Annotated in this window: 19 protein-coding genes; 7 read left to right on the top strand and 12 right to left on the bottom strand. The window is 57.3% G+C overall.

The genetic code is table 11. From position 1 onward, the window contains the following. Positions 1–43: 43 nt before the first annotated feature. The 11 genes from folD to purE form a co-directional block, all read right to left on the bottom strand. Entirely contained in the window at positions 44–895 is an 852-nt protein-coding gene (gene folD, locus I2E69_RS02530) for a bifunctional methylenetetrahydrofolate dehydrogenase/methenyltetrahydrofolate cyclohydrolase FolD (protein ID WP_195458569.1), read from the bottom strand. A gap of 10 nt (positions 896–905) precedes the next feature. Next, a complete protein-coding gene (purD, locus tag I2E69_RS02535) occupies positions 906–2,153 on the bottom strand; it encodes a phosphoribosylamine--glycine ligase (protein WP_195458570.1) in 1,248 nt (415 codons plus the stop codon). Between the two features lie 272 nt (positions 2,154–2,425). Beyond that, positions 2,426–3,955, bottom strand: a complete 1,530-nt coding sequence (purH, locus tag I2E69_RS02540; protein ID WP_195458571.1) for a bifunctional phosphoribosylaminoimidazolecarboxamide formyltransferase/IMP cyclohydrolase — start codon at positions 3,953–3,955, stop codon at positions 2,426–2,428. Positions 3,956–3,965: 10 nt separating this feature from the next. Continuing rightward, entirely contained in the window at positions 3,966–4,532 is a 567-nt protein-coding gene (purN, locus tag I2E69_RS02545; protein ID WP_195458572.1) for a phosphoribosylglycinamide formyltransferase, read from the bottom strand. Between the two features lie 3 nt (positions 4,533–4,535). After that, positions 4,536–5,561: a phosphoribosylformylglycinamidine cyclo-ligase gene (purM, locus tag I2E69_RS02550; protein WP_195458573.1), complete on the bottom strand. Its 1,026-nt coding sequence runs from the start codon at positions 5,559–5,561 to the stop codon at positions 4,536–4,538. Between the two features lie 23 nt (positions 5,562–5,584). After that, a complete protein-coding gene (purF, locus tag I2E69_RS02555) occupies positions 5,585–7,003 on the bottom strand; it encodes an amidophosphoribosyltransferase (protein WP_195458574.1) in 1,419 nt (472 codons plus the stop codon). 1 nt (position 7,004) lies between these two features. Further along, positions 7,005–7,721 carry a phosphoribosylaminoimidazolesuccinocarboxamide synthase gene (gene purC / locus I2E69_RS02560; protein WP_195458575.1) on the bottom strand — a complete coding sequence of 239 codons (717 nt, stop codon included), beginning with the start codon at positions 7,719–7,721 and terminating at the stop codon, positions 7,005–7,007. Between the two features lie 36 nt (positions 7,722–7,757). Next, complete coding sequence (locus I2E69_RS02565; protein ID WP_195458576.1) at positions 7,758–8,726, bottom strand: endonuclease/exonuclease/phosphatase family protein; 969 nt, start codon at positions 8,724–8,726, stop codon at positions 7,758–7,760. 20 nt (positions 8,727–8,746) lie between these two features. Further along, complete coding sequence (locus I2E69_RS02570; RefSeq protein WP_195458577.1) at positions 8,747–12,460, bottom strand: phosphoribosylformylglycinamidine synthase; 3,714 nt, start codon at positions 12,458–12,460, stop codon at positions 8,747–8,749. A gap of 16 nt (positions 12,461–12,476) precedes the next feature. Then, positions 12,477–13,598 (bottom strand): 5-(carboxyamino)imidazole ribonucleotide synthase, encoded by a 1,122-nt coding sequence (gene purK / locus I2E69_RS02575; protein WP_195458578.1) that lies wholly within the window; start codon positions 13,596–13,598, stop codon positions 12,477–12,479. A 116-nt stretch (positions 13,599–13,714) separates the two neighbouring features. After that, positions 13,715–14,182 (bottom strand): 5-(carboxyamino)imidazole ribonucleotide mutase, encoded by a 468-nt coding sequence (gene purE / locus I2E69_RS02580; protein WP_195458579.1) that lies wholly within the window; start codon positions 14,180–14,182, stop codon positions 13,715–13,717. Positions 14,183–14,244: 62 nt separating this feature from the next. Here purE and I2E69_RS02585 point away from each other — a divergent pair, with 62 nt between their 5' ends. Beyond that, positions 14,245–14,400 carry a hypothetical protein gene (locus tag I2E69_RS02585; RefSeq protein ID WP_195458580.1) on the top strand — a complete coding sequence of 52 codons (156 nt, stop codon included), beginning with the start codon at positions 14,245–14,247 and terminating at the stop codon, positions 14,398–14,400. Between the two features lie 220 nt (positions 14,401–14,620). On the opposite strand, the gene I2E69_RS02590 is transcribed toward I2E69_RS02585, so the two are convergent. Then, complete coding sequence (locus tag I2E69_RS02590; protein WP_229095338.1) at positions 14,621–15,931, bottom strand: MFS transporter; 1,311 nt, start codon at positions 15,929–15,931, stop codon at positions 14,621–14,623. A 496-nt stretch (positions 15,932–16,427) separates the two neighbouring features. On the opposite strand from I2E69_RS02590, the gene I2E69_RS02595 reads away from it, so the two are divergent. From I2E69_RS02595 to I2E69_RS02620, 6 genes are all read left to right on the top strand, one after another. Then, a complete protein-coding gene (locus I2E69_RS02595) occupies positions 16,428–17,015 on the top strand; it encodes an RNA polymerase sigma-70 factor (protein ID WP_195458581.1) in 588 nt (195 codons plus the stop codon). A gap of 112 nt (positions 17,016–17,127) precedes the next feature. Beyond that, positions 17,128–18,081, top strand: a complete 954-nt coding sequence (locus I2E69_RS02600) for a FecR family protein (RefSeq protein ID WP_195458582.1) — start codon at positions 17,128–17,130, stop codon at positions 18,079–18,081. Between the two features lie 143 nt (positions 18,082–18,224). Continuing rightward, positions 18,225–21,596: a SusC/RagA family TonB-linked outer membrane protein gene (locus tag I2E69_RS02605; RefSeq protein ID WP_195458583.1), complete on the top strand. Its 3,372-nt coding sequence runs from the start codon at positions 18,225–18,227 to the stop codon at positions 21,594–21,596. Between the two features lie 13 nt (positions 21,597–21,609). Beyond that, the gene (locus I2E69_RS02610; RefSeq protein ID WP_195458584.1) at positions 21,610–23,235 is read left to right on the top strand and encodes a SusD/RagB family nutrient-binding outer membrane lipoprotein; all 1,626 of its coding nucleotides are present in this window, start codon (positions 21,610–21,612) and stop codon (positions 23,233–23,235) included. A gap of 39 nt (positions 23,236–23,274) precedes the next feature. Then, a complete protein-coding gene (locus I2E69_RS02615) occupies positions 23,275–24,321 on the top strand; it encodes a glycoside hydrolase family 18 (RefSeq protein WP_195458585.1) in 1,047 nt (348 codons plus the stop codon). Further along, positions 24,302–25,576 (top strand): DUF1735 and LamG domain-containing protein, encoded by a 1,275-nt coding sequence (locus I2E69_RS02620; protein ID WP_195458586.1) that lies wholly within the window; start codon positions 24,302–24,304, stop codon positions 25,574–25,576. The genes I2E69_RS02615 and I2E69_RS02620 overlap by 20 nt, the downstream gene beginning before the upstream one ends. Positions 25,577–25,603: the final 27 nt, after the last annotated feature.

Below are 25,603 nucleotides of genomic sequence, written 5' to 3' on the forward strand. Positions count from 1 at the left end.
GCCGTTACGAATAAAAAACCGGGACTGTCGCCCCGGTTATCCTTTATCGGCGCATCCGCCGGAGAAAACATTCGATCGTATTCTCCATCAGGCAGCAGATCGTCATCGGCCCGACGCCTCCCGGAACCGGAGTGATGACCGAGGCTTTGGGTTCGATGGCGGCAAAATCGACATCGCCGCACAGTTTGCCCGTCTCCGGATCGCGGTTGACACCCACGTCGATCACCACGGCGCCGTCCGACACCATGTCCGCCGTGACGAACTTCGGCCGGCCGATAGCCACCACCAGAATCTCCGCCCCGCGCGTCACCTCGCCGAGGTTGCGCGTACGGCTGTGGGCCATCGTCACCGTGGCGTTCGCATCGAGCAGCAGTTTCGACACGGGAAGCCCTACGATGTTGCTCCGGCCGATCACCACGGCGCGCTTGCCTGCGATCTCCACGCCTGCCGCCCGCAGCATCTTGAGGATACCCTTCGGCGTACAGGGGAGCGTGCAGGGTTGCTTCTGCCACAACGCAGCGACGTTCAGGGGATGAAAACCGTCGACATCCTTCGACTTGTCGATGGCTGCGATCACCTTGTCCTCGTCGATATGCTTCGGCAGGGGCAACTGTACCAGGATGCCGTCGACATCGTCGTCGAGGTTCAGTGCGGCGATGATGTCCAGCAATTCGGACTCGGCGATCGACTCCGGCTTGCGGATCGTCGTATTCCGGATACCCACCTCGGCCGAAGCCTTGGCTTTGCCGGTCACATAGCTCACGCTGCCGGGATCTTCGCCCACGAGGATTACCACCAGATGCGGCACACGGCCGTATTTACCTTCGAATGTGGCCACTTCGGCCGCCATTTCGAGTTTTAGTTTCGCTGAAAGTTCTTTTCCGCTGATTACCATAGATTTCGTTTTACTTTTTCAATGCCCAATGTCCGATGTCCGTGCGGTGGAAGAGGTTGTCGCAGTCGATGCGCGCAACGTCGGCCAACGCATTTTCCCGCGCCTCGGCCAGGTCGCGCCCCTTGCCCACCACGAACAGCACGCGGCCTCCGGCAGTCAGCACACGGTCGCCGTCGGCCTTGGTTCCCATGTGATAAACAGCGCCTTCGGTCCGGTCGAGCCCTTTGATCTCGTGTCCTTTTTCATAGTCGCCGGGATAGCCCTTCGAGGCAAGCACAATGCCCAGCGTGGCAAAATCGTGCCACTCCAACTGCGTATCGCGGCCCTCGGCAACGGCGCAGAAAATGTCGACGATGTCGCTTTTCAGGCGCGGCAGCACCACCTCAGTCTCGGGATCGCCGAAACGGGCGTTGAACTCGATGACTTCGATGCCCCGCGCAGTCTTCATCAGACCGCCGTACAACACCCCTTCGAAAGGACATCCTTCGGCTATCATCGCCTCGGCAACGGGCCGCATGACCTTCTCCATGGCATAGCGCTCGTCCTCCGCCGTAATGAAAGGCAGGGGCGAATAAGCGCCCATACCGCCCGTATTGGGGCCTTCGTCGCCGTCGTAGGCACGCTTGTGGTCCTGTGCCAGCACCATCGGCCAGACGCGGCTGCCCGAAACGAAGCACATGAACGAAAACTCGGGGCCTTCGAGATAATCTTCGACGACGACCTTGCCTTCGCCGAACTTATCGTCGAGCAGCATATCTTTCAGGGCCTTTTCGGCTTCCTCCATCGTTTCGGCAATCACCACGCCTTTGCCGGCGGCCAGTCCGTCGTATTTGAGCACCGCAGGCAGGGGACGGCCCCCGACGTAGGCCAGCGCTTCGGCATAATCGGTGAACGCGCGGAATCCCGCCGTCGGAATATTGTATTTGGCCATCAGGCACTTGGCAAACTCCTTCGACGACTCGATGCGCGCCGCGGCTTTCGTGGGACCGAAAATCCGCAGTCCTGCGGTTTTGAAACAGTCGACGACTCCCGCCGCCAGCGCCACTTCGGGGCCTACGACCGTGAGGCCGATACCGTTCTCCGCGGCAAAATCGCGCAGGCGCTCCACCTCGGTCTCCCGGACAGGCACACACTCGGCCTGCCGTGCGATACCCGCATTCCCGGGTGCACAGTAGATTTTTTCGACCTGCGGCGAGCGCGACAGGGCGTCGACAATAGCGTGTTCGCGGCCGCCGCCGCCTATTACCAAAACTTTCATAAACAAAATTCCTTTTTTTATCGCAGAGCAAGCCCCGCAGATTCCGGCACTTTTTTCCGCAAAAAGTGCCACAAAAACTCTCCGAGAATACCTCCGCCTCCTCGGGACGGCCTAACGCTGGCTCCGGGCGACTATTCGCGGGTTTGCAAGCAAACCGTCCCCTCCGCTCGCGCTTTTAGTTCATCCCTCGCTCAACGGCTCCGGTATTCGGTCGGAATTTCAGCAGGACAGAGAATAGTAACGCCATAAGCGTTACTATTCGATTCCATCGCCTAATGCTTGAAATGGCGTTCGCCCGTGAATACCATGGCGATACCTTTTTCATCGGCCTTTTTGATCGAGTCTTCGTCACGAACCGATCCACCGGGCTGCACGATTGCCGTCACGCCGTATTCGGCAGCCAGCGTCACGCAGTCGTCGAAGGGGAAGAACCCGTCCGACGCCAGAACGAGACCCTCGGTGACGCCAGCGGCATGGGCCTGCTTCAAAGCGATCTCGGCCGAACCGATGCGGTTCATCTGCCCGGCGCCGACGCCCAGCGTCCGGCCGTCCTTCACCGCCACGATGGCGTTCGACTTCACGTGTTTAACGATGTGCCAGCCGAAATTGAGATCCTCCATCTGCTCGGGAGCGGGCTTGGCCTTCGTGACGCACAGATCGGCCGTAACGGACTTCGTAGCCACGTCGAGGTCCTGCACCAAGAGGCCGCCGTTGACGCTCACATACTGTTTGGGGTCGACAGCACCCTTGTCCATGCAGACTTCGAGCAGGCGCAGGTTCTTCTTCGCCGAGAGCACTTCGAGCGCGCCTTCGTCGAATTTCGGAGCCATGATGATTTCGAGGAAGATCGGCTTCATCAGCTCGGCGGCCTCGCGTGTCACCGTGCAGTTCGTAGCCACGATACCGCCGAAGATCGAGACCTTATCGGCCTCGTAGGCCTTGGTCCACGCCTCGACAACGTCCTTGCCCACGGCGGCGCCGCAGGGATTCATGTGTTTGAGGCCCACGCAGAACGGTTTGTCGAACTCGCGCACGATGCACAGCGCAGCATTGGCATCCTGGATATTATTATACGACAACTCTTTGCCGTTCAACTGCTTGGCGAAAGCCAGCGAATAGGGGACCTCTTTTTCCTCGCGGTAGAACTTGGCCCCCTGGTGGGGATTCTCGCCGTAGCGCAGCGACTGCACGAGGTCGAATTCGAGGAACAGTTTTTCGTTCAGCCCGGCCTGTGCGCGCATGTAAGTCGCGATCATCGAATCGTATTCGGCGGTATGCGTATAAGCCTTGGCCGAAAGCCGGAGACGCGTAGCTTTTTCGGTATTGCCGCCGGCTTTGATCTCGCCGAGGATCTGCGCATAATCCGCGGGATCGCACACGACCGTCACGTCCGCCCAGTTCTTGGCGGCTGAACGCAGCATCGAAGGTCCGCCGATGTCGATGTTCTCGATAGCATCCTCCATCTTCACATCGGGCTTCGCGATCGTCTGGCGGAACGGATAGAGGTTCACGCAGACCATGTCGATAAATTCGATCTTGTTCTCTTTCAGAGCCTTCAGGTGTTCGGGGTCGTCGCGGCGGGCCAGCAGGCCCCCGTGCACATTGGGATGCAGGGTCTTCACACGGCCGTCACAGATTTCGGGGAATCCCGTAACGTCGCTGATATTGATCACCTCGACACCGCTGTCCGAAAGCAGTTTCATCGTACCGCCCGTGGCGATCACCTCCCAGCCCAGGGCGCGCAGCCCTTTGGCGAACTCCACGACACCGGTTTTGTCACTTACACTAATTAAAGCGCGCATATGCTAATACCTATTTCTGTTTTAATAATTTGTCAATCGTTTCAATATAAAGCGGATACTCCACCGCATGAATCATCGGCTCCAGTTCTTCGATGTCATTGCCCTCGTAGGGAAAAGCCCGCTGGGAGATGATACGCCCGCCGTCCAGTTCGGCATCCACATAGTGGATCGTCACGCCGAAAACCTTGACGCCGTATTCCAGCGCCTGCTCGATGGCGTGCGCCCCGCGGAAAGCCGGCAGCAGCGAGGGATGGATGTTGATGATCCGCCCTCCGTAAGCCCCCAGCAGTACGTCGCCCGCGATACGCATATATCCCGCCAGGCAGACCAGTTCCACGCCCGCGGCATCGAGCCGCGCGACGATCTCCCGTTCGTAATCGGCTTTCGAAGCATACTGCTTCGGAGCGAAAACAAACGCCTCGACCCCGTGCCCGGCAGCCCTTTCGACCACCTTCGCGCCGGGTTTGTCACAGACCATCAGCACGACCTCGGCATTGAGCACGCCCTGCTCGCAGGCCGTGACGATAGCTTCGAAATTCGTACCGCTGCCGCTGGCGAAGACTGCTAACCGATGCATCGGTCAGCGGATTACAACACCCTCGGTGTCCGTTACACGTCCGATGACCGTAGCCTTCTCGCCCTGTGCCGTGAGGATGTCGATGGCCTTCTGCGCCTCCTTTTCATCGAGGGCGATGACCATACCGATACCCATGTTGAAGATGTTGAACATCTCGCGGTGGGCCACCTTGCCGTACTTTTCCAGGAAGTGGAACACGGGCAATATCTCCCACGAACCCTCCTCGATTTCGAGGCCCTGGCCGTCGTGCAGGATGCGGGGGATGTTTTCGTCGAAACCGCCGCCCGTGATGTGGCTGATGCCGTGTACGTCGCAGTTGCGAACCACTTCCAGCACCTGCTTCACGTAGATTTTGGTCGGCGTCAACAGCACTTCGCCCAACAGTTTGTTCGACAATTCGGGATAGGACTCGCGCAGATTCAGGCAGTTGTCCGCAACGATCTTGCGCACGAGGCTGAAACCGTTGGAATGCACACCGCTCGACGCGATACCCACCAGTACGTCGCCCGCCTTGACCTTCGATCCGTCGATCAACTGCGATTTCTCCACGACGCCGACCGTAAATCCGGCGATGTCGTATTCGCCTTCGGCATACATGCCCGGCATCTCGGCGGTCTCGCCGCCCACCAGTGCACAGCCGGCCTGGCGGCAGCCGTCGGCGACACCCGCAACGATGGCTTCGATCTTCTGGGGTTCGTTGCGCCCCACAGCCACATAGTCGAGGAACACCAGCGGTTCCGCGCCCTGCGCCAGCACGTCGTTGACGCACATGGCCACGGCGTCGATACCGATCGTGTCGTGCTTGTCCATCTCGAAGGCCAGCTTGAGTTTGGTTCCCACGCCGTCGGTTCCGCTCACGAGGATCGGTTCCTTCACCCGAAGGGCCGAGAGGTCGAACATTCCGCCGAAAGCGCCGATATTGCCCATTACGCCCAGACGCGAGGTCGACGCAACGTGTTTTTTGATGCGCCGCACCACTTCGTATCCGGCTTCGAGGTTCACGCCGGCTTTTTCATAACTTTGAGCCATAGTAATTTATGGTTTAAGGTTTTCTAACATTTAACGTCTTTGTTGGCCTCGTCGGGCGACTGGTACAGCATCGTGGGATAAACTCCCGTGAAGCAAGCCATGCAAAGCTCCTTGCGGTTGCCCGCCTCGAGCAGCGACTCCGGCGAAAGGAACACCAGCGAATCGGCGCCGATCTCCTCGCACACGCCCCTGAGGTCCTTGCGCGCCGAAATCAGTTCTTCCCGCGTCGAGGTATCCACTCCGTAAAAGCAGGGATTGGTCATCGGAGGGCTGGCGATGCGCACATGCACCTCGGTAGCTCCCGCCTCCTTGAGCATCGTGACGATACGCCGCGAAGTCGTGCCGCGCACGATCGAGTCGTCGACCAGCACCACGCGCTTGCCCCGAACGATCGAACGTACGGCCGAGAGTTTCATCCGCACACCCTTTTCGCGCAGTTCCTGCGAGGGCTGGATGAAGGTGCGACCGATGTATTTGTTCTTGATCAGTCCCATTTCATAAGGCAGTCCGCTCGCCTCGGCGTAACCCATCGCGGCGCTGAGGCTCGAATCGGGAACACCGACCACGATGTCCGCCTCGGCGGGCGCCTCCTTGTAGAGCAGGCGTCCCGACTCCTTGCGGTAGGCATGGACGTTGCAGCCGTCGATGTCGCTGTCCGGGCGTGCGAAATAGATGTACTCCATCGAGCACATCTGGCAGCGCTTGTACATCGAGTAGTCGCGGCTGCGGATGCCCTGTTTGTCGATCGTGACGATCTCGCCCGGCTCGACATCGCGCACGAACTCCGCACCCAGCACATCGAATGCACAGGTCTCGCTCGAAACGACATAACCGTCGCCCAGCTTTCCGATCGACAACGGACGCAGTCCGTATTTGTCGCGGCAGGCATAGATGCGGTTGGCCGTCATGATCAGGAAGGCAAAAGCGCCCTCGAGCATGTTCAGCGCGTCGATGATCGCGAAGATGCGCGGCCGGTCATGGTAGCGCGTCTCCTTTTTGATCAGGTGGGCCAGGATCTCGCTGTCGGAGGTCGACTGGAACAGGCTGCCCTTGTTTTCGAGGTGGCGGCGCAGCAAGGCCGAATTGACGATGTTGCCGTTATGCGCCAGCGCGAAATCGCCTGTATTGTGACGGAAAAGGAAAGGCTGCACATTCTCGATGCCGCCGCCCCCGGCCGTGGTATAACGCACATGCCCGATAGCCATGGAACCCTTCAGCGTGGCGAGTTTCGCCTCGTCGAAAACTTCAGTCACCAGTCCGCCGCCCTTGATGCGGCGGAACGTGCCGTCGTCGTCCACCGAGACGATACCGGCCCCCTCCTGTCCGCGGTGCTGCAACGCATGCAGCCCGTAGTAGGTCAGCGACGCGGCGCCCGGCACTCCATAGATGCCGAACACCCCGCACTCCTCGTGCAACTCGCGGTCGCTAATCACTTCCATCATATTATTCGACGATTTTCTTCAGGCGTGCCAGAATCTCCTCGTAAGCCTCGCGGACCTTGCCCAGGTCGCGGCGGAAACGGTCCTTGTCGAGTTTTTCGTTGGTCGTAGCGTCCCACAGGCGGCAGGTGTCGGGCGACACCTCGTCGGCCAGCACGATTTCGCCATCCGAGGTTCTGCCGAACTCGATCTTGAAGTCCACGAGCTTGATGTTCATCTTCAGGAACATCTCCTTGAGCACCTCGTTGATTTTGGCCGTCATGGCGTACATTTCGTTGAGTTCCTCGTAAGTCGCGGCGCCGAGCGCCACGGCGTGGTGGTCGTTGATCAGCGGATCGCCCAGTTCGTCCTTCTTGTAGCAGATGTCGAAGATGACGTTCGAAGGCTGCGTACCCTCCTCGATGCCGAGGCGCTGGGCCATCGAACCGGCGATTACGTTGCGTACGATAACCTCCAGCGGAATGATCTCGACACGGCGGCAGATCTGGTCGCGGTCGTTGATGGTCTCGATATAGTGGGTCTTCACGCCGGCCTTCTGCAGCTCTTTGAAGATCAAGGTCGAAATAGCGTTGTTCAGCACTCCCTTGTTCTCGATCGTAGCCTTCTTGATGTTGTTGAAAGCCGTAGCCGCATCCTTATAGTGAATGATGATCTTATCGGGATCGTCCGTGCGGAAAACCTGTTTTGCCTTGCCCTCATAGAGCATTTCGAGCTGTTTCATGTTGTTTGGGTGTTTTTAATTATTTGATTTATTGCCTTATTTCAGATTGAAGTCGACGACGATCGGACGATGGTCCGAAGGATGCCAGAAGTTCGAAAGATTGCCCGGATCGCGGACCGGAGTCGTATAGCCGTCCGTCACGACATCGGCATGCGTCACCAGTTCATAGAGCGCAGGCGTGCAGTAGACGAAGTCGATGCGCGATTTCCCGCCGGTCGTCGTCTTGAACTCGCCCGGGTATTTCTCGGCGATCACATCGACGTAGGGCGTGTTTTGAAGGATATAGTCGTGGACCAGAAAACGCGTGTCGTCCGCCGGGTACTTGTAGAACCAGTTGTCGCGCGACGAACGCGAATTGAAGTCGCCCATCATCATCCAAAGCTGCTCCTTAGCATCGGGAACCGTGCCGATCGTATGGTTGCAGATGTATTCCAACTCCATACGGCGGTATTTGTCGCCGCCGTGCTCCGCTTTGCTCGCGTCGCGGTCCTTTGCCTCGAAAGCATAAGCCTGGGGCCACGTGTGAAGCGTCACGATATTGATCGTCTTGCCGTTTTTCGCGATACGGGCCCAGCCGCAGCCGTGCGAAACAACGCTGTCGGGTCGGGAACCGATAATGCGGGCCACGTTTTCGATCGGGTATTTCGATGTGATGACCTGCGGGAAATTATCCCGGTGACCGCCTTTATACCAGTACTTGTGTCCGTAGCGGGCGGCCAGTTCTCCCCAGTTATCCGTCAAATAACGATCTTCGGGCGCCATTTTCTCGGCCGAACCCGTTTTATAGTTCGATTGCGCTTCGCACCACACGCAAACATCCGGAGCCTGGGAATTAACCCATTCCACGAATTTATCGTAGTTATCGCCCTGGCCCGACCACATCCCGTTCTGGATGTTCCAGTACAAAAGACGAAGGTTGTCATCGGTCTGGGCGCTGCTGCGCCCCGGAAGTAAGATCGCAGTGAAGAGCAATGCTGCCCACAAGGTAAATAAGGAGGTTTTCATCAGCGTAGTAGTTTGGTTTATTACTTTTTGCGGAAATAGGCCACGGCGTTCGCAAACAGCGATTGCTGCTTGTTGCCGGCGATATTTTTGAAAAGGTTCTCCTCGTAGCGCTCCGTGTGGCCCATCTTACCCAGAATCTGACCGTTCTGCGAGATGATGCCCTCGATGGCATACAACGAGCCGTTGGGGTTATACGGAGCCTCGGCGGCAGGCTTTCCTTCAGCATCGGCATACTGGAAAGCGACCTGTCCGTTGGCAAAGAGTTCCCTGGCGAGCGTTTCGCTCACGACGAACTTGCCTTCGCCGTGGCTGACGGCGATCGAATGCAACTCGCCGAGTTCAAAGCCCGCGAGCCACGGGGAAGCGGTCGTCGCAACGCGCGTCGTGACGATCTGCGAAATGTGGCGGTTGATGTCGTTGCGGAACAGCGTCGGCGAATCCTTGGTGACCATGCCCAGTCGGCCGTAGGGCAAAAGGCCCGATTTGACCAGCGCCTGGAAACCGTTGCAGATGCCCAGAATCAGACCGCCGCGGTCGATCAACGCGTGTATTTCTTCGCGAATATCTTTGTTGTTCAGTACGTTGACAATAAACTTCGCACTTCCGTCGGGTTCGTCGCCTGCGGAGAAACCGCCGCTCAGCACGAAGATATGCGCCTGGCGGATATGCTCCTTCATCTCGGCGATCGAACGCAGGATGTCGTCGCCTGCGATGTTGCACAACACGCTCATCCGCACCTCGGCTCCCGCCTTGCGGAATGCCTTGGCCGTATCGTAATCGCAGTTCGTGCCGGGGAACACCGGAATATAGACCACCGGGGTTTCGACTGCCGCACCGGGATAGGTGAAACTCTTCGGCGCCGGCTGCGAGGTCATTACCTCCGTCAACCGCAGGTCTTTGTCCGGGTAAACAGCCGCAAACTTCTCGGTATTGGCCTTATAGAGCTCGTCGAGCGGCATCCGGACACCATTGACCGTCAGCGCCTCCTCGGCCACCGTAAAGCCCAACTGCTCGGCATGGGGATATTCGAGCGTACCCTCGCACTCGACGAGAATCGAGCCGTAGGCATATTCGTAGAGTTTCTTTTCATCGAAGGTCACCTCCGCACCGATGCCGTTGCCGAAAGCCATCTTCGCAAGGCCCTCGGCGATGCCGCCGAAGCCCACGGACCAGGCCGAAAGGATTTTCCCGGACTCGATCTGTTCGCTGACGAACGAAAAGTTCTGCTTGAGCTGCGCCGTGTCGGGCATGTAGTTCTCGTGCGGGGTATGCCGTACGAGGTAGATGCGGTGTCCGGCCCCTTTCAGGTCGGTCGAAATGACCGTCGGAGCGGCGACCGTCGTGATGCCGAAAGCCATCAGCATCGGCGGAACGTTGATGTCCTGGAACGTTCCGGACATCGAGTCCTTGCCGCCGATCGAAGGCAGGCCCAGTTCGACCTGCATCTTCAGCGCGCCGAGCAGCGCACTGAGGGGCTTGCCCCACGACTCGGGGTTCTTGGTCATGCGTTCGAAATACTCCTGGTAGGAGTAGCGCATCCTGTCATAACGGGCGCCCGCCGCCACGACCTTGGCCGCGGCTTCCACGACGGCATAGGCCGCACCGTGGTAGGGGCTCCACGAAGCTACATAGGGGTTGTAGCCGAAAGCCATGACGCTGGCCGTCTCGGTATAACCGTCGGTCGGGAGTTTCTGCACCGAGACCTGCGTCTCGCTGCGCTGCCTGCGGCCGCCGAAGGGCATCAGCACCGTGGAACGGCCGATCGTCGAGTCGAACATTTCGATCAGCCCCCGCTGCGAGACGACGTTGTTGTCTTTCAGGTTATTCGCAAAGCGCTCGGCAAGCGTCTCCCCCGCCACTTCGCGGACAAAAGGATTGCGGTTCTCCACCTCGCCGATCTTGGCTTCGGCATAGTGTTTGGCGCCGGCGCTGTCGATAAACTCGCGGCTCAGGTCCACGACCTTCCGCTCGCCGTTGAACATCCGCATGCGCGCCGTATCCGTCACATCGGCCACGTGCACCGCCTCGATATTCTCCTCGCGGCAGTAGTTCATAAACTCCTCGGCATCCTTCGCCTCGACGACCACCGACATGCGCTCCTGCGACTCGCTGATGGCGAGTTCCGTGGAGTTCAGGCCGCTGTACTTGGTCTTCACGCGGTCGAGGTAGATGTCCAGTCCGTCGGCCAGCTCGCCGATGGCGACGCTGACGCCGCCGGCCCCGAAGTCGTTGGACTTCTTAACCAGGCGCGTTACCTCGGGACGGCGGAACAGCCGTTCGAGTTTGCGCTCCTCGGGGGCGTTGCCCTTCTGAACCTCGCTGCCGCAGGTTTCGAGCGACTTCACGTCGTGCTCCTTCGACGAACCCGTAGCTCCGCCGATGCCGTCGCGGCCCGTACGGCCGCCGAACATGATGATCTTGTCGCCGGGAGCAGGCCGCTCGCGGCGAACGTTTTCGGCCTTCACGGCTCCGACCACCGCGCCGACTTCGAGGCGTTTGGCCACATAGTCGTCGTGGTAAATCTCGCGCACGTGGGTCGTGGCCAGTCCGATCTGGTTGCCGTAGCTCGAATAACCCGCCGCGGCTTTTTTCGAAATGACACTCTGCGGCAGTTTTCCGGAGAGCGTGTCGCTGACTTTCTGGTAGATATTGCCGGCTCCCGTAACGCGCATCGCCTGGTAGACATAGCTGCGGCCCGACAGCGGGTCGCGGATAGCGCCACCCAGGCAGGTCGAGGCTCCGCCGAAGGGTTCGATCTCGGTCGGGTGGTTGTGGGTTTCGTTCTTGAATTGCAGCAGCCACTTTTCGGTCTTTCCGTCGACATCGATGTCGATATAGACCGAGCAGGCATTGTTCTCCTCGGAGACCTCCAAATCGTCCAACAGGCCCTTCTTGCGCAGGTAACGGGCTCCGATCGTCGCCATATCCATCAGGCAGAGGCTCTTGTGCTCGCGCCCCAGTTCGCGGCGGATGCGCAGGTACAGCGCCAGCGAGTCCTCGATCTCGTCCTTGGCGAACGACTCCTCGACGGTGATGCCTTCGAGTTCGGTCGTAAAGGTCGTATGGCGGCAATGGTCGCTCCAATAGGTATCGAGGATGCGCAGTTCCGTTTCGTAGGGATCGCGGCCCTCGGCGCGGAAATACTTCACCACCTCGCGCAGGTCGTCGGCGTTCATCGCCAGCCCCTGAGCCTTGCAGTAGGATTCGAATTCCGAATCGGCCATCTCCCGGAAACCCTCGAGCACCTCGACGGGTTTCACCTCGGCCTGCTCCAGGTCGGTCAGCACCGAAAGGTTCTTCTCGCGCGACTCAACGGCATTGATGTAGTAATGTTTGATTTTGGCCAGATCCCCGTCGGTCACCTTGTCGTCGAAAACGAGCAGTTTCGAGGAACGGATGTTGACCTGGGCTTCGGGGTCGATCAGCCGCACGCAGTCCGCTGCCGAAGCGGCACGCTGGTCGAACTGGCCGGGCAGGTATTCCACGGCGATATACTTGCGGCCCGTGAGGTCGCAGGCGTCGGTCACGGAGTCGGTCACCACCTCGCCGAAGACCGTATAACGGCTCTTCTCCAGCAGTTCCGCACTGAAGCCGAACAGGTCGTAAACACAGAGCAGGCGCACCTCGCCCAGTTCGAGATTCAGGTTTGCATTCAGCTCGCGGCGCAGGCTCTCGGCCTCGACACGGAAGCGGGGCAGTTTTTCTACAAAAATACGATAGTTGGTCGTGTTCATTTTATTTTGTTTGCACTTATTTTACAAATCTTTCGGCCCATTCCTCAGCGTAATTCCCGGCATCCATACCGACAAAAGTAATATGCCCCATCTTGCGCTTGGGACGACTTTCGGTCTTGCCGTAGAGATGGACATATACACCCGGCAGGTTCTCCGCAGCCACCTTTTTAGCTGCTTCGAGGTCTTGGCCCAGAATGTTTTTCATCACCGTGGGAGCCACCAGCCGCGGCTCCTGCAAGGGCTCCCCGACAAGGTAGCGGACCAGTTCACGAAACTGGTTCGTGGTCGAGCCCTCGATGGTGTAGTGGCCCGAATTATGCGGACGCGGAGCCATCTCGTTGAAATAAATCGCATCGCCCCGGATGAAATACTCGATGGCCAGGATGCCCTCATAACCGCAGTCGCGCATGAAACGTTCGCTTTCGGCCTTCATCCGCGCCAGCACCTGCGGATCGGCCCCGGAGGGAACGATACAGAGGTCGAGGATTCCGTCGCGGTGGATGTTGCGCCCCACGGGGAAACTCACGACTTTCCGACCGTCGGAAACCATCACGATGCTGGCTTCGGAATCGAACGGCACGAACTCCTCCAGGATGCAGGGAACCGCAAGCAGGGGCAGCGCCCGGGCAATGTCGGCTTCGGTCTTCAAGACCATCTGTCCGTGCCCGTCGTAACCCAGCGTACGGGTTTTCAACACAGCGGGAAGCCCCAGCCGCTTCACGGCTTCGCGCAGCGACGCTTCGTCGCCGACAGCCTCGAAACCGGGCGTGCGCAGCCCGTGGTCGCGGGCGTTCGACTTTTCGCGCAAGCGGTCCTGCGAATCGTAAAGGGGTTTATACCCCTGCGGGATATTGTATTTTTCGCACAGCGGAATCAGAATATCCCCCGGTACATTTTCGAATTCATAGGTCACGGCGTCGCTGCGGCGGCAAAGTTCTTCGAGCGCCGCGGCATCGTCGTAGGCCGCAACGATATGTTCGTCGCAGACGTTGAATGCCGGAGCGTCGGCCGCAGGATCGAGGCACACGGTGCGCACACCCAATTCCCGGGCCTGTTCGGCGATCATCAAGCCCAACTGGCCGCCGCCTATGATACCGATGGTCTTCATTGATTCAGAGCTATGTTGTTCATTCTTCATCTTCTTTTTGCTTTCGACCGCTGTCATTCGCGGCGTGCCGCCGCGTTTACAAGTCCGACCCCACCCCAAGCCCCTCCCTCGGGAGGGGCTTATCGCATGCGGTCGGAACTACCCAGCTATATTTCAGCCTTCAGCACATCCGCGGTTTGTTTCGAGCGGAAGGCGTCGAGTTTCGCAGCCAGTTCCGCATCCTGCAAAGCGAGGATCGACACGGCGATCAGCGCGGCGTTCTTCGCGCCGTTGATAGCCGTCGTAGCCACGGGAACGCCCGCGGGCATCTGCACGATCGAGAGCAGCGAGTCCAGCCCGTTCAGGGCACGCGACTTCACGGGAACACCCACGACGGGCAGCGGGGTCATTGAAGCCACCATGCCCGGCAGGTGCGCCGCGCCGCCGGCCCCGGCGATGATCACGCCGATACCACGGCCCTTGGCCGTCTTGGCATATTCGCACAGCAGATCGGGCGTGCGATGGGCGCTGACTACCCGTTTTTCGAAATCCACACCGAACGTTTCGAGCATGGCGACAGCCTCGGCCATCACCTCGTAATCGCTCACAGAGCCCATAATCACGCCGACCTTCATCGTTTATATATTGGTTTTAAGTTAATAATCTAAAAAAGCAAACCGCCACGACATCGCATGTCATGGCGGTCTGGTATCTATCCGAGCAGCCCACGAGCAGGTATCTGCTGCTCCCGGGACTGTGCACGTCGCATCTGTTGCTGACACATCCACGAATAGAAGGCAGCGGCCTGGCCCTGCTGTTTCTTTCGTTCGCGTTGGTCGATATTGCAGCCTGAAATCATCGGAATTAACCTAACAGTTGTAAAAACAACGTTACAAAAGTAGTGCTTTTCGGCATACTTTCAAAATTCCGGGACACATTCTATCGACAATTTATCGACATTCCGAAAGCTCCTGCATCCGAACGTCCCGGATCATCCTAAACGGCTGCCGGCACGACAGGTTCTGAATTCCAGAACGGTCGTCCTCCGGCATATCACCGCCGCGGGGCTCCGCTTATTTCTCCGCGGCCGCGCCGCCGTCGGGATAGGTAAACGGAATGAAGCGCGTCATCAAAAAGGCCGGAATCGTGGCGAACATCACCAGGACGAAGAACCATTTATAAGTCAGCGCATCGCTCAGATACCCGGAAACAGCACCCGTAAGCATCACCGAAAGGTTCATGATGCCCGAAGCAAACGCATAATGCGCCATCTGATGCCTGCCGGGCGCTACCTGCTGCATCATGAAGAGCGTCAGTCCCACGAATCCGAAGCCGTAGCCGAAGTACTCCACGACAATACCCCCGCCCACAAGCCACATGTTCGACGGCTGGAACGACGCCAGCAGGGCGTAAACCGCAAACGGGAGATTGAAAACGCAGCATAATGTAAAAAGAGTCCGTTTCAGCCCCCGGTGCGCAATATAGTAACCCGCAAGCAGGGAGCCCAGCAAAAAGGCCCCGGCGCCGAAAGAGCCGTAATAGAGACCGATCTGCTGATTGGTAAGCCCCAATCCTCCCGCCGACGTGTCGGCTTTCAGGAACAGCGGGACAATCTTCATGACAAAACCTTCGCCCAAACGGTACAGGATAATAAAAGCGATGTAATACCAAATATGCCGCTTGGTGAAAAAAGCCGCTATAACCTCCTTCAACTCCCGCAAGCCCTCTCCGAGCGTATGCTTTTCCGCCGCCGCACCGCCCGAAGGCAATGCGCGGAGATGGTAGATTCCCAATAGGACCAGCACGACGCAAAGGATTGCCAACACGACCGACCACGCCTGCACATAGGCTCCGAATCCGCCTCCGTCCGTTGCGCCGAACCGGTTAAAGAGCCAGCCGGCCAGCCAAACCAGGCCGCCCGTAGCGACCAATTTCGCCAGGTTGTAAAATGCCCCCTGCCAGCCGATATACTTTGCCTGATCCGAGGCGCTGAGTTCCGACATGTAGACACCGTCGGCCGCAATGTCGTGCGTGGCTCCGCTGAAAGCGACGACGGCGAACACGGCGACAGCAATGGCAAAATAATGGGGAAGGTGGAGCGCCAGTACGGCAACTCCGAATAGAACGCCGCTCAGCAACTGCGTCGCTACGACAAAGAATTTCTTCGTTCGATAAAGTTCCAGAAACGGACTCCATAGGAACTTGATCGTCCAGGGCCACATGATCAGGGAGGTCCAGAACGCAATCTGCGCGTCCGGAATTTCGAGGTCTTTGAACATGACGGCCGAAACCATGTTCAGCACGACGAACGGAAGGCCCATCGCAAAATACAGCGTCGGAACCCACGAGAGCGGAGCGTGTCGAGAATAATGGGGAGATTGCATAGATTATATACAAGATAAGTAAACAGAATGCTGCAAAACGCCTTTCAACATACAAGGCAAAGTCCCTGGCCGCAACGGAAAACCAGATCGATTCGAGGCTGCAAATGTAACCAAAACCGGCTGATTTACAAAATTACAGGGAGAAAAGTCCGGCTTTTATTCGCAGGAACAGCGATCGTACAATATGTAATACGGCCCGCCTGTATTATCCGAACGCCGGTTTTCCGCATTTTAAAGACACACCGTTTTATACGCAACCGAAGAACTATTTCGCGGCAAATTGTTCAAATTTCACTTTTATTGTTACCTTTGTCTAGAAACCACTGTTGCAGTTTCATAGCCGACAAAAGCATCCGAGAAATTGAATAATTCGGTAAATACAATATTATCAGTAATTTCCAACCCAGCTTTTCATCGGGGGGGGGAATTTTCATAGCAGGCGAATCCCCAATCGGATTCGTCGGTATTTTCGCGTATCGGGCAGACGTGACTTCAAATGGCAGGCGACAAAACAGACATCATCTCCTCCACGGAATTCGGAAAACTTTTTTTCGAGTTCAAGCCCCGTTTTATCGCCCTGGCATACCGCTACGTCCGCGATAGGGAAACCGCCGAAGACCTGGTGTCGGACAGTTTCATGACCTTTTGGGAAATGCACAAAAACCTGCCGGCGGACATCAATGTGCCGGCTTATATCCTCACCTCGGTCAAAAACCGCTGCTTAAATCATCTCAACGCTCAAATCCGCCACCGCAGGGCTGAACAGGACATGCATTCGACGCTGACGCGCCGATTGCATGCCGACGTGCGCTCGCTGTCAGCCTGCGATCCGGACCTGCTCTTCTCCGAAGAGATTCGCGCCATCATGAAACAGGCAGTCCGCAAAATGCCCAAAATGACCCGCAACGTATTCTTGTTAAGCCGGATCAAGAATATGACATACAGCGAAATAGCCGCCGAACTGGGAATCTCCGTCAGCCATGTCAATTTCGAAATCCGCCGGGCGCTCAATCTGATGCGCTCCGAGTTGAAAGATTATCTCCCGGCCGTACTGATCACCCTGCTGCTCTCGTCCAGGTGGTAAAAAAGCACCCCGCAAGGCCGCCCGGAGTTCATTTCAATCTTTTTTCAAAAAAACTGCATTTTTTACTACTTACCCCGTCCGCGTGTTTGTTATTACTATATAACACGAACACATGGACGATCTTTTATTGCAGAAATACCTGAGAAACGAGACCTCGGAGGAGGAACTCGTCGAAGTGCTCGACTGGTTGGATGCGTCAGTGGAAAATCAGCAGCATCTCGATCATCTCGACTATATTTCCAACCTCAACATCCTGGCCGGAGAGACACAGCCCCGTGTGCGCAGACGCACCGTTTCGCTCTGGAAAAGAGCGGCGCAATGGAGTGCCGGAGCGGCCGCCATGCTGCTCGTGTGTGCCGGGTTGAGCCACTATCTGGCCGACAAGGTAATCGAACACCGTGCCCAGAACATGATGGCCATTACCGCACCCAACGGACAAAGCATGTCCGTCACCCTGAGCGACGGAACGACCGTATGGCTCAATTCGGGCGCCAAACTGGAATATCCTTCGATTTTTTCCAGAAAGACACGCCGGGTCAAAATCTCGGGCGAAGCCATGTTCGAGGTGGAACACGACGCCGGCCGGCCGTTCGTCGTGGAAACATTTGCCTGTGATGCCGAGGTGCTGGGCACGAAATTCAACATCCTCGCCGATGCCCGGACCTCCAGTTTCTCGGCGGCGCTGCTCGAAGGACGGCTGAAAATCTCAAACCGCCGGATAGGCGGCGAATCCTTCATTCTTTCCCCCAACGAGCAGATCGACCTGATCGACGGACATCTCAAACTCAACCGGATAACCGATCCGGATGATTTCCGCTGGGTCGACGGACTGATGAACCTGAACACGCTGTCGTTCGGGGAAGTAATCCGCAAATTCGAGAACTATTACGGAGTCCGGATCACGATCGACAATCCCGAGGAAATCCCCGAACTCAAATACCACGGCAAAATCCGCGTGTCGGACGGTGTGGATCATGCGCTGAAGCTACTCCAGATAACCAATAACTTCATCTATACGCGCAACGACGAAACGAATACGATACACATAAAAATAATTAAAATCTAAAACGACCCTATGGACTAAAACGACCTCTGCCTCAAGACACTTTTATTCTGCACCGCCGAACGCTCGCGGACACAACCTCATCCGCAGACGGGAGATAAACAGTGATTCGATTGCTAACCTATTGATCTTTAATCAGCAAACTTATGAAAAATTTAAGTATTAGGCAGATAAAATGCCTGATTACTCTAATTCTTGCCGTGTTCCTGTGCAGTGCGCCCGCCGTGGCCCAAACACAGAAAATCACGGTAAAGCTCGACATGACGAATGTTCCGATGAAGACCGTCATGAACGAAATCGAAAAGCAGACCAAGTACCTCTTCCTTTATACGGACGAAATCGACACGGAACGCATCGTTTCGATCAAGGTCGATTCCAAGCCTCTCAACGAAGCACTGCCGCTGTTGTTCAAGGACACGGATATCACCTATGAGATTACGGTTCCGAACATCGTGTTGTCGAAGCGCATCGTCGCTGCAAAGCCGTCGGCCATCTCGGGTGTGGTGAAGGATTCCGGCGGTCTGGGCATTATCGGAGCCACCGTCCTGATCAAGGGCACGACCGTCGGCACGACCACAGGCATCGACGGAGACTTCGCCCTGACGGTTCCCGCCTCGGTCGACAATCCCGAGCTGACGGTCAGTTTCATCGGCTACGAAACCCGAGTCGTGCCCATCGGCTCGCGTACGACTTTCGACATTACGCTGTCCAACTCGTCCATCGAGGTCGAGCAGGTCGTCGTTACGGCCCTGGGAATCAAACGCTCCGAAAAAGCGCTTTCATACAACGTCCAGCAGGTGAATTCCGATGCCATCACGGCCAACAAGGACGCCAACTTCATCAACTCGCTCAACGGCAAGGTCGCAGGTGTGAACATCAACGCTTCGTCGGCCGGCGTCGGCGGCGCCTCGAAGGTCATCATGCGCGGAATGAAGTCCATCTCGCAAACCTCGAACGCGCTTTACGTGATCGACGGCGTGCCGATGTTCACCAAAGCCCAGGAGGGCGGCACGGAGTTCAGTTCGCAGGGTACGACCGATCCCATTGCAGACATCAACCCCGAAGACATCGAGTCGATTTCCGTACTGACGGGCGCTGCAGCAGCCGCACTGTACGGTTCGGACGCAGCCAACGGCGCCATTGTCGTGACGACCAAAAAGGGACAGGCGGGACAGCTCTCCGTCACCGTGACGAGCGGCATCGAGATCATGACTCCGTTCGTCCTTCCCGAGTTTCAGAACCGTTACGGTACGGGCAACCTCCGCGTGCCGGACGGAGCTGAGCATCTGAGTTGGGGCAAAGCGCTCAACAGCGCCAACAAAATGGGTTACGATCCTCGTCACGACTACTTCCGCACCAGCACGGCCAACAACGAGAGTTTTTCGCTTTCCGCAGGTACGGAACGCAATCAGACCTACTTTTCAGCCGCGGCAATCAACTCCCGCGGCATCGTCCCCAATAACAGCTACGACCGCTACAACTTCACCTTCCGCAACACGACCTCTTTCCTGAACGAAAAGATGAGACTGGACGTAGGAGCCAGCTACGTCCTGCAGGAAGACTGCAACATGATCAACCAGGGAACCTACAACAACCCCATCGTGGGCGCCTATCTCTTCCCCCGCGGCAACGACTGGGAGGAGATCAAGATGTACGAACGATACAATCCCGTAGACAAAATCTCCACGCAATACTGGCCCATCGGCGCTGCCGGAATGACCATGCAGAACCCCTACTGGGTCAACTACCGCAACCTGCGCGAAAACCGCAAGGACCGCTACATGCTCAATGCAGCGCTCTCCTACGACATCCTCGACTGGCTGAACGTCTCGGGGCGTATCCGTGTCGACAACTCGCACAATACTTACACCGAGAAAGCCTACGCCTCGACGAATACACAGCTGACCGAATTGTCGGAGAACGGTCTTTTCGGAATCACGAAGAGCATGGACCGCCAAGTTTACGGCGACGCCCTGCTCAACATCAACAAAACGTTCGGCGACGACTGGTCGTTACAGGCCAACGTCGGCGCTTCGTTCTCGGACATGAAGAACGAAGCCATGAAGATCCGCGGTCCCATCTCCGACGGCAAATCAGGCGAGAAGGCCGGTCTGGCCAACGTATTCAACATCCAGAACCTCAGCAATTCGACCCGGACCACCCGGTCGCAGACAGGCTGGCGCGAACAGACCCAGTCGATTTTCGCATCGGCCGAAATCGGTTATAAGGGAACCTATTACCTGACACTGACCGGCCGCAACGACTGGCCTTCGCAGTTGGCGGGTCCGCATTCGAATGCCAAATCGTTCTTCTATCCGTCGGTCGGTGCTTCGGTCGTGCTATCGCAGATTATCGGCAACATGCCCGAAAACCTCTCCTACATCAAACTTCGCGGCTCGTTCGCTTCGGTAGGCGTATCGTTTGCGCGTTACATCGCCAATCCGCTTTACGGATGGGACGAAAGCGGTCTGGGATGGAACCTCCAAACGCAGTACCCGGCTTTCCACCTCCAGCCCGAGCGTACCAAATCGTTCGAAGTAGGTCTTACGATGCGTTTTCTCAAACACTTCAACCTCGATCTGACCTACTACAATTCGCGCACGCAGAACCAGACCTTCGACCCGCAAATTCCGGGCGGCTCGGGTTACTCCTCGATCATCATTCAGTCAGGTAACGTCCGCAACCGCGGTATCGAGCTGGCATTGGGTTACAAGAACACCTGGAGGGACTTCACGTGGGATACGAACTACACGTTCTCGACCAATAAGAACAAAATCACCTCGCTGGCCAACAACTGTATCAACCCGGCGACCGGCGAACAGTTCAGCATCGACCTGCTCGACATGGGCGGCCTGGGCGACGCCCGGTTCCTGCTGATGGAAGGCGGTACGCTGGGCGACCTCTATTCGCTCGTCGACCTGAAATACGACAACAACAACGCCATCTACGTCGACGAGGAGGGCAATATCCCCACCCAGTCGATCGAGGATGTGAAAAAGTTCATCAAACTGGGTTCCGTGCTGCCCGACGCCAACATGTCGTGGCGAAACGACTTCCGCTGGAAAAACCTGAATTTCGGATTCATGGTGTCTGCACGTCTGGGCGGCGTCGTCTTCTCCCGCACACAAGCCACACTCGACTACTTCGGCGTGTCGGAAGCTACCGCCGCAGCCCGTGACAGGGGAGGGGTTATGATCAACGGCCGCGACATGGTAGACGCCAATCTCTGGTACTCGGCAATAGCCGGAGGCAACTCCCTGCCCCAGTTCTACACCTACTCGGCGACCAACGTACGCTTGCAGGAGGCTTCGATCGGCTACACGATCCCCCGCAAATGGCTGCGCAACGTCTGCGAAATCACCGTCTCCGTCGTAGGCCGCAACCTCTGGATGATCTACAACAAAGCGCCGTTCGACCCCGAGTCGATCGCTACGACCGGCAACTACTATCAGGGAGTCGACTACTTCATGATGCCGTCGCTGCGGAACGTAGGATTCAACCTCAGACTCAAATTCTAAAGTTGCAACCGTTATGAAAAACACAATTATAAAATCGGTATTCGCCCTGGCCCTTGCATGCAGTGGGGCATCGTGCACCGGCAATTACCTCGAAATAAACAGCAACCCCTACGAGGTCACCGAGGACGAAATGCAGCGAAAAGGCTACGCTGTCAGATCCTACCTCAACTCCATCTTCGGAACGATCATTTCGCCCGACGTAAATACGACGCAGTTCACCGACGCCCTGCTGGGCGGAACGCAGGGCGGTTACTTCGCCGACTCGCAGAACGGTTGGAAGACGACCATCTCCAATTACAACCCCACGAACGACTGGACGCGCGTATTCATGTACAGCGACCGGATTATCCCGGTGCTTTACACCAATCTGATGAAGCTGAACGGCATCTCCGAAGACCCGATCGTGCTCTCCATCGCCAAAATCGCGAAAGTCTGCGCCATGAACCGCGTAACGGACGCTTACGGTCCGATTCCCTACTCGGAAATCGGAATCAGCGGAAAGATTCAGGTTCCCTACGATACGCAGGCCGACGTTTACCGGCAGATGTTCGACGAACTGGACGAAGCGATCGAGATGCTGACGGCACACAGCAGCGAGGCCATCACGGCTTCGATCGACCCAGTTTACGAAGGCAGCGCGGAAAAGTGGTGCAAATTCGCCAACTCGATGAAACTGCGCCTGGCGATGCGCGTCGTCTACACCGATTTCACCAGTTCGAAAGGTAAAACGCCCCGGCAGTTGGCCGAGGAAGCAGTAAGCAACAAGGTCGGCGTTTTCACTTCGAACAGCGACATCGCCAAACTGCCCTCGGTCGCCTTCGGCAAGGACGGCAACCCGTTGCGGGCCGCCTGTCTGTATAACCAGCCGGAAGGCTCGAATACGGGCGGCGACACCCACGCGGCGGCCGATATCATCTGCTACATGAACGGCTACAACGACCCCCGCCGCGACAAGTACTTCATCAAGTCCGAATGGGAGGACATCGACTATGTGGGCATACGCCGCGGCATCGAGATTCCTTCGCTGAACACGATCGGGCGTAAATATTCGGGCGTAAAGTTCGAGAATGACGCCGAGACTCCGCTCTATTGGATGAACGCTGCCGAAGTCGCATTCCTGAAAGCCGAGGCCAAAGCCGTCTTCGACATGAATATGGGCCCCGGAACGGCCAAGGACTTCTACGAGGAGGGGATTCGCCTCTCGTTCGAGCAATGGGGCGTCACGGGCCTTGCCGAATACATCGCCGGCACGACGCTTCCGCAAACTTACATCGACCCCAACGGCGGCACGAACAGCGACAAGAACAACAGCCTCTCCCAGCTCGGCGTCGCCTGGGACAACAACGCTTCGAAAGCCCAGATGCAGGAGCGCATCATCACCCAGAAGTGGATCGCCAACTGGCAGCTCGGCAACGAGGCATGGGCCGACTACCGCCGCACAGGCTTCCCGCGTCTGCTTCCCGCCACGGCGAACAAGAGCAGCGTCGTCGATTCAAAACTCGGCGCCCGCCGTATGCCCTATCCCACGGAGGAGAGGACCAGCAACGCGGAAAACTACGCCAAGGCCGTGGAACTGCTGGGCGGCAGCGACAACATGGCAACCCGCATCTGGTGGGACTGCAACCCCGACGTCAAATAACCGCTCACGCAGTTTAAAACGCATAAAATGAAATTCGACATGAAAAACATACTCATTCCGGCTCTTGCTGCAACGGCCCTTCTGGCCTCCTGCAGTGAGTGGACCGAAGCCGAAAACAAGGACTACCTGCCCCAGATACGGCAGGACGACCCGACCTACCTGGCCTCGCTCCGGGCTTTCAAGGCCGACGAAAGCGGACACAAGGTGGTGATGATGACTGTTCAGGGAACCTCCGCAGCGCCGAACCGGCAGAACCAGCATCCGACGGCCATGCCCGACAGCGTCGACTACCTCCTGATGACCGATGTCGACGACCTGCATCCGGAGATTGTAGCCGAGATCGCCGAAGTCCGCTCGACGAAAGGGACGCATTCGCTCAACGTCGTGGACTACGCAACGATCCAGAACGCCTGGAACGCCCTGAAAGAGGCCGCCGCCGACACGGAACACGAGAGCGACTACACCGAAGAGAAATTCCCGGCCTATTGCAAAGCGCAGACCGAAACGCAGCTCTCGAACTGCAACCGGTACGGCTTCGACGGCATCGTGGTCTCCTACACGACCTCTCCCGGAGATGAGATCGCGAACGGGCAGGCAACCTTCATGGCCTGCGTCAAGACGTGGCGCCAGAGCAATCCGGACATGCTGCTGTTCACGCGTACCGCCTATATCCCCAACCTGTTGATCCCGGAATTGCTGCCCGACAGCAAATTCATCATCCTCGTCGCCGACGCGAGCCGGAAGACCGCTTCAGACCTGACGCTATGGGCCAGAAACCACCTGCGCGACACCAAGGACAAACTCGGAGAGGAGAAGTTCAGCGAATTCTCCGACCGTTTCGTCATGGAAGCGTCCGTTCCGTCGCTCGAAACCGGCGAACAGACCGGCGCAACGGTGCAGGTTGCGGCGGCATGGGTCGCAGATCCGACGAAAGACACGAAAGTCGACTACGACAAGGTGGGTCTCTGCGTCCTGGATGCCCCGAACGACTACTTCAACAACCTGACGAATTACAAAAATATCCGCGAGGCCATCGGCATTCTGAACCCCGAAAACGACAACGACAATGAAAACGATCATGAATAAATCAGGATTTACCTGGTTCATCCTCCTAGCTCTGGCCTTTACCGGTTGCCAGGGCGACCAGGAGGGCAAGCATCACTTCGACAACAAAGTATTCATTTCGGCCGCAAGCTATACCCCCGAGGTACGCGTCATGCGTGATGCGCTCGACGTAACCAAAGAGCAGACCTGCGAGATCACCGTCGCCATGGCGCAGCCCGTAGCCAAAGACATCGCTGTTTCGTTCGCCGAGGCTCCCGAACTGCTCGACCGCTACCGGACGTTCTACGACGATCCAACGGCCCGGCTGCTTCCTTCGGACGGAGGATATTACGATTTCTCGCAGATTTCCGCCGTCATTAAGACGGGGCTGGTCCAGAGCGAACCGCTCGCCTTTACATTCAAGAACCTCGACAAACTGCCTATCGAAAACAAGGAACGTTACGTGCTTCCGATGACGATCGTTTCGGCCGACGGCATGGATGTGCTCGAAAGCGCCAGAACTGCCTATTTCGTCTTTATGAAAGCGGCCCTGGTCAACATCGTGGTCGACATGAACGAAAACTGCGCATGGCCCAACTGGACAAGCGAAACCGAAGCGGTCAAGGACATGGAAAAGTTTTCGTTCGAAGCGCTCGTTTACGGCAACTCGTTCAAAAAGGAGGTTTCGACGATCATGGGCATCGAGGATGTTTTTCTGCTGCGCGTGGGTGACGCCGACATCCCCATGAACCAGGTGCAGGTCGCGTTCTGTACCAAGGACGAAGGTTCGACCTACCGGGGTTATATCACTTCTCCCTCGCTCAAGCTGCAACTCTACCGCTGGTATCATATCGCCGTCACGTTCGACAAGGGAGAGGTATGCGTCTATCTCGACGGCAAGCTGAAGGCTTCCGGACAGACTGTGACCGACCGGAAGGACGAGGCTGGCAACCCCTATGTAATCGACCGGATCAACTTTGCGGTCCCCCACTCCGATGAAAGCAACAACCAGCCCCGCTGCTTCTGGATCGGCTACTCCTACGACGACAAGCGCAGCTTCGACGGCATGATGGGCGAAATCCGTATCTGGAACAAGGCGCTCACGGCGGAGGAGATCAACGCCAAAGATCACTTCTACAAGATCGACCCCGCATCTCAGGGTCTGGTTTCCTACTGGAAATTCAACGACAACAACACCAAGGACAAGGTCATCAGGGACTATTCGGGGAACGGATTCCACCTGGAAACGAAGAACAACGCCAACTGGCAGAACGTATCGGTTCCCAAAGAGGATTAATCAAATACGACAACGTAAATACTATTC

Origin of the sequence: Alistipes sp. D31t1_170403_E11, assembly GCF_015553985.1 — a bacterium.
In the GTDB taxonomy this organism is placed as follows: domain Bacteria; phylum Bacteroidota; class Bacteroidia; order Bacteroidales; family Rikenellaceae; genus Alistipes; species Alistipes montrealensis.

Bases quoted from the DNA above. Each gene is read 5' to 3' on its own strand.
- purE (WP_195458579.1), bottom strand. From the start codon at position 14,182: ATGAAGGTCGGCGTGATTATGGGCTCTGTGAGCGATTACGAGGTGATG.
- I2E69_RS02590 (WP_229095338.1), bottom strand. From the start codon at position 15,931: ATGCAATCTCCCCATTATTCTCGACACGCTCCGCTCTCGTGGGTTCCG.
- I2E69_RS02605 (WP_195458583.1), top strand. From the start codon at position 18,225: ATGAAAAATTTAAGTATTAGGCAGATAAAATGCCTGATTACTCTAATT.
- purN (WP_195458572.1), bottom strand. From the start codon at position 4,532: ATGCATCGGTTAGCAGTCTTCGCCAGCGGCAGCGGTACGAATTTCGAA.
- I2E69_RS02585 (WP_195458580.1), top strand. From the start codon at position 14,245: ATGGCGGTCTGGTATCTATCCGAGCAGCCCACGAGCAGGTATCTGCTG.
- I2E69_RS02565 (WP_195458576.1), bottom strand. From the start codon at position 8,726: ATGAAAACCTCCTTATTTACCTTGTGGGCAGCATTGCTCTTCACTGCG.
- folD (WP_195458569.1), bottom strand. From the start codon at position 895: ATGGTAATCAGCGGAAAAGAACTTTCAGCGAAACTAAAACTCGAAATG.
- I2E69_RS02615 (WP_195458585.1), top strand. From the start codon at position 23,275: ATGAAAAACATACTCATTCCGGCTCTTGCTGCAACGGCCCTTCTGGCC.
- I2E69_RS02620 (WP_195458586.1), top strand. From the start codon at position 24,302: ATGAAAACGATCATGAATAAATCAGGATTTACCTGGTTCATCCTCCTA.
- purD (WP_195458570.1), bottom strand. From the start codon at position 2,153: ATGAAAGTTTTGGTAATAGGCGGCGGCGGCCGCGAACACGCTATTGTC.
- I2E69_RS02595 (WP_195458581.1), top strand. From the start codon at position 16,428: ATGGCAGGCGACAAAACAGACATCATCTCCTCCACGGAATTCGGAAAA.
- purH (WP_195458571.1), bottom strand. From the start codon at position 3,955: ATGCGCGCTTTAATTAGTGTAAGTGACAAAACCGGTGTCGTGGAGTTC.
- I2E69_RS02610 (WP_195458584.1), top strand. From the start codon at position 21,610: ATGAAAAACACAATTATAAAATCGGTATTCGCCCTGGCCCTTGCATGC.
- purM (WP_195458573.1), bottom strand. From the start codon at position 5,561: ATGGCTCAAAGTTATGAAAAAGCCGGCGTGAACCTCGAAGCCGGATAC.
- purK (WP_195458578.1), bottom strand. From the start codon at position 13,598: ATGAAGAATGAACAACATAGCTCTGAATCAATGAAGACCATCGGTATC.
- purF (WP_195458574.1), bottom strand. From the start codon at position 7,003: ATGATGGAAGTGATTAGCGACCGCGAGTTGCACGAGGAGTGCGGGGTG.
- I2E69_RS02600 (WP_195458582.1), top strand. From the start codon at position 17,128: ATGGACGATCTTTTATTGCAGAAATACCTGAGAAACGAGACCTCGGAG.
- purC (WP_195458575.1), bottom strand. From the start codon at position 7,721: ATGAAACAGCTCGAAATGCTCTATGAGGGCAAGGCAAAACAGGTTTTC.
- I2E69_RS02570 (WP_195458577.1), bottom strand. From the start codon at position 12,460: ATGAACACGACCAACTATCGTATTTTTGTAGAAAAACTGCCCCGCTTC.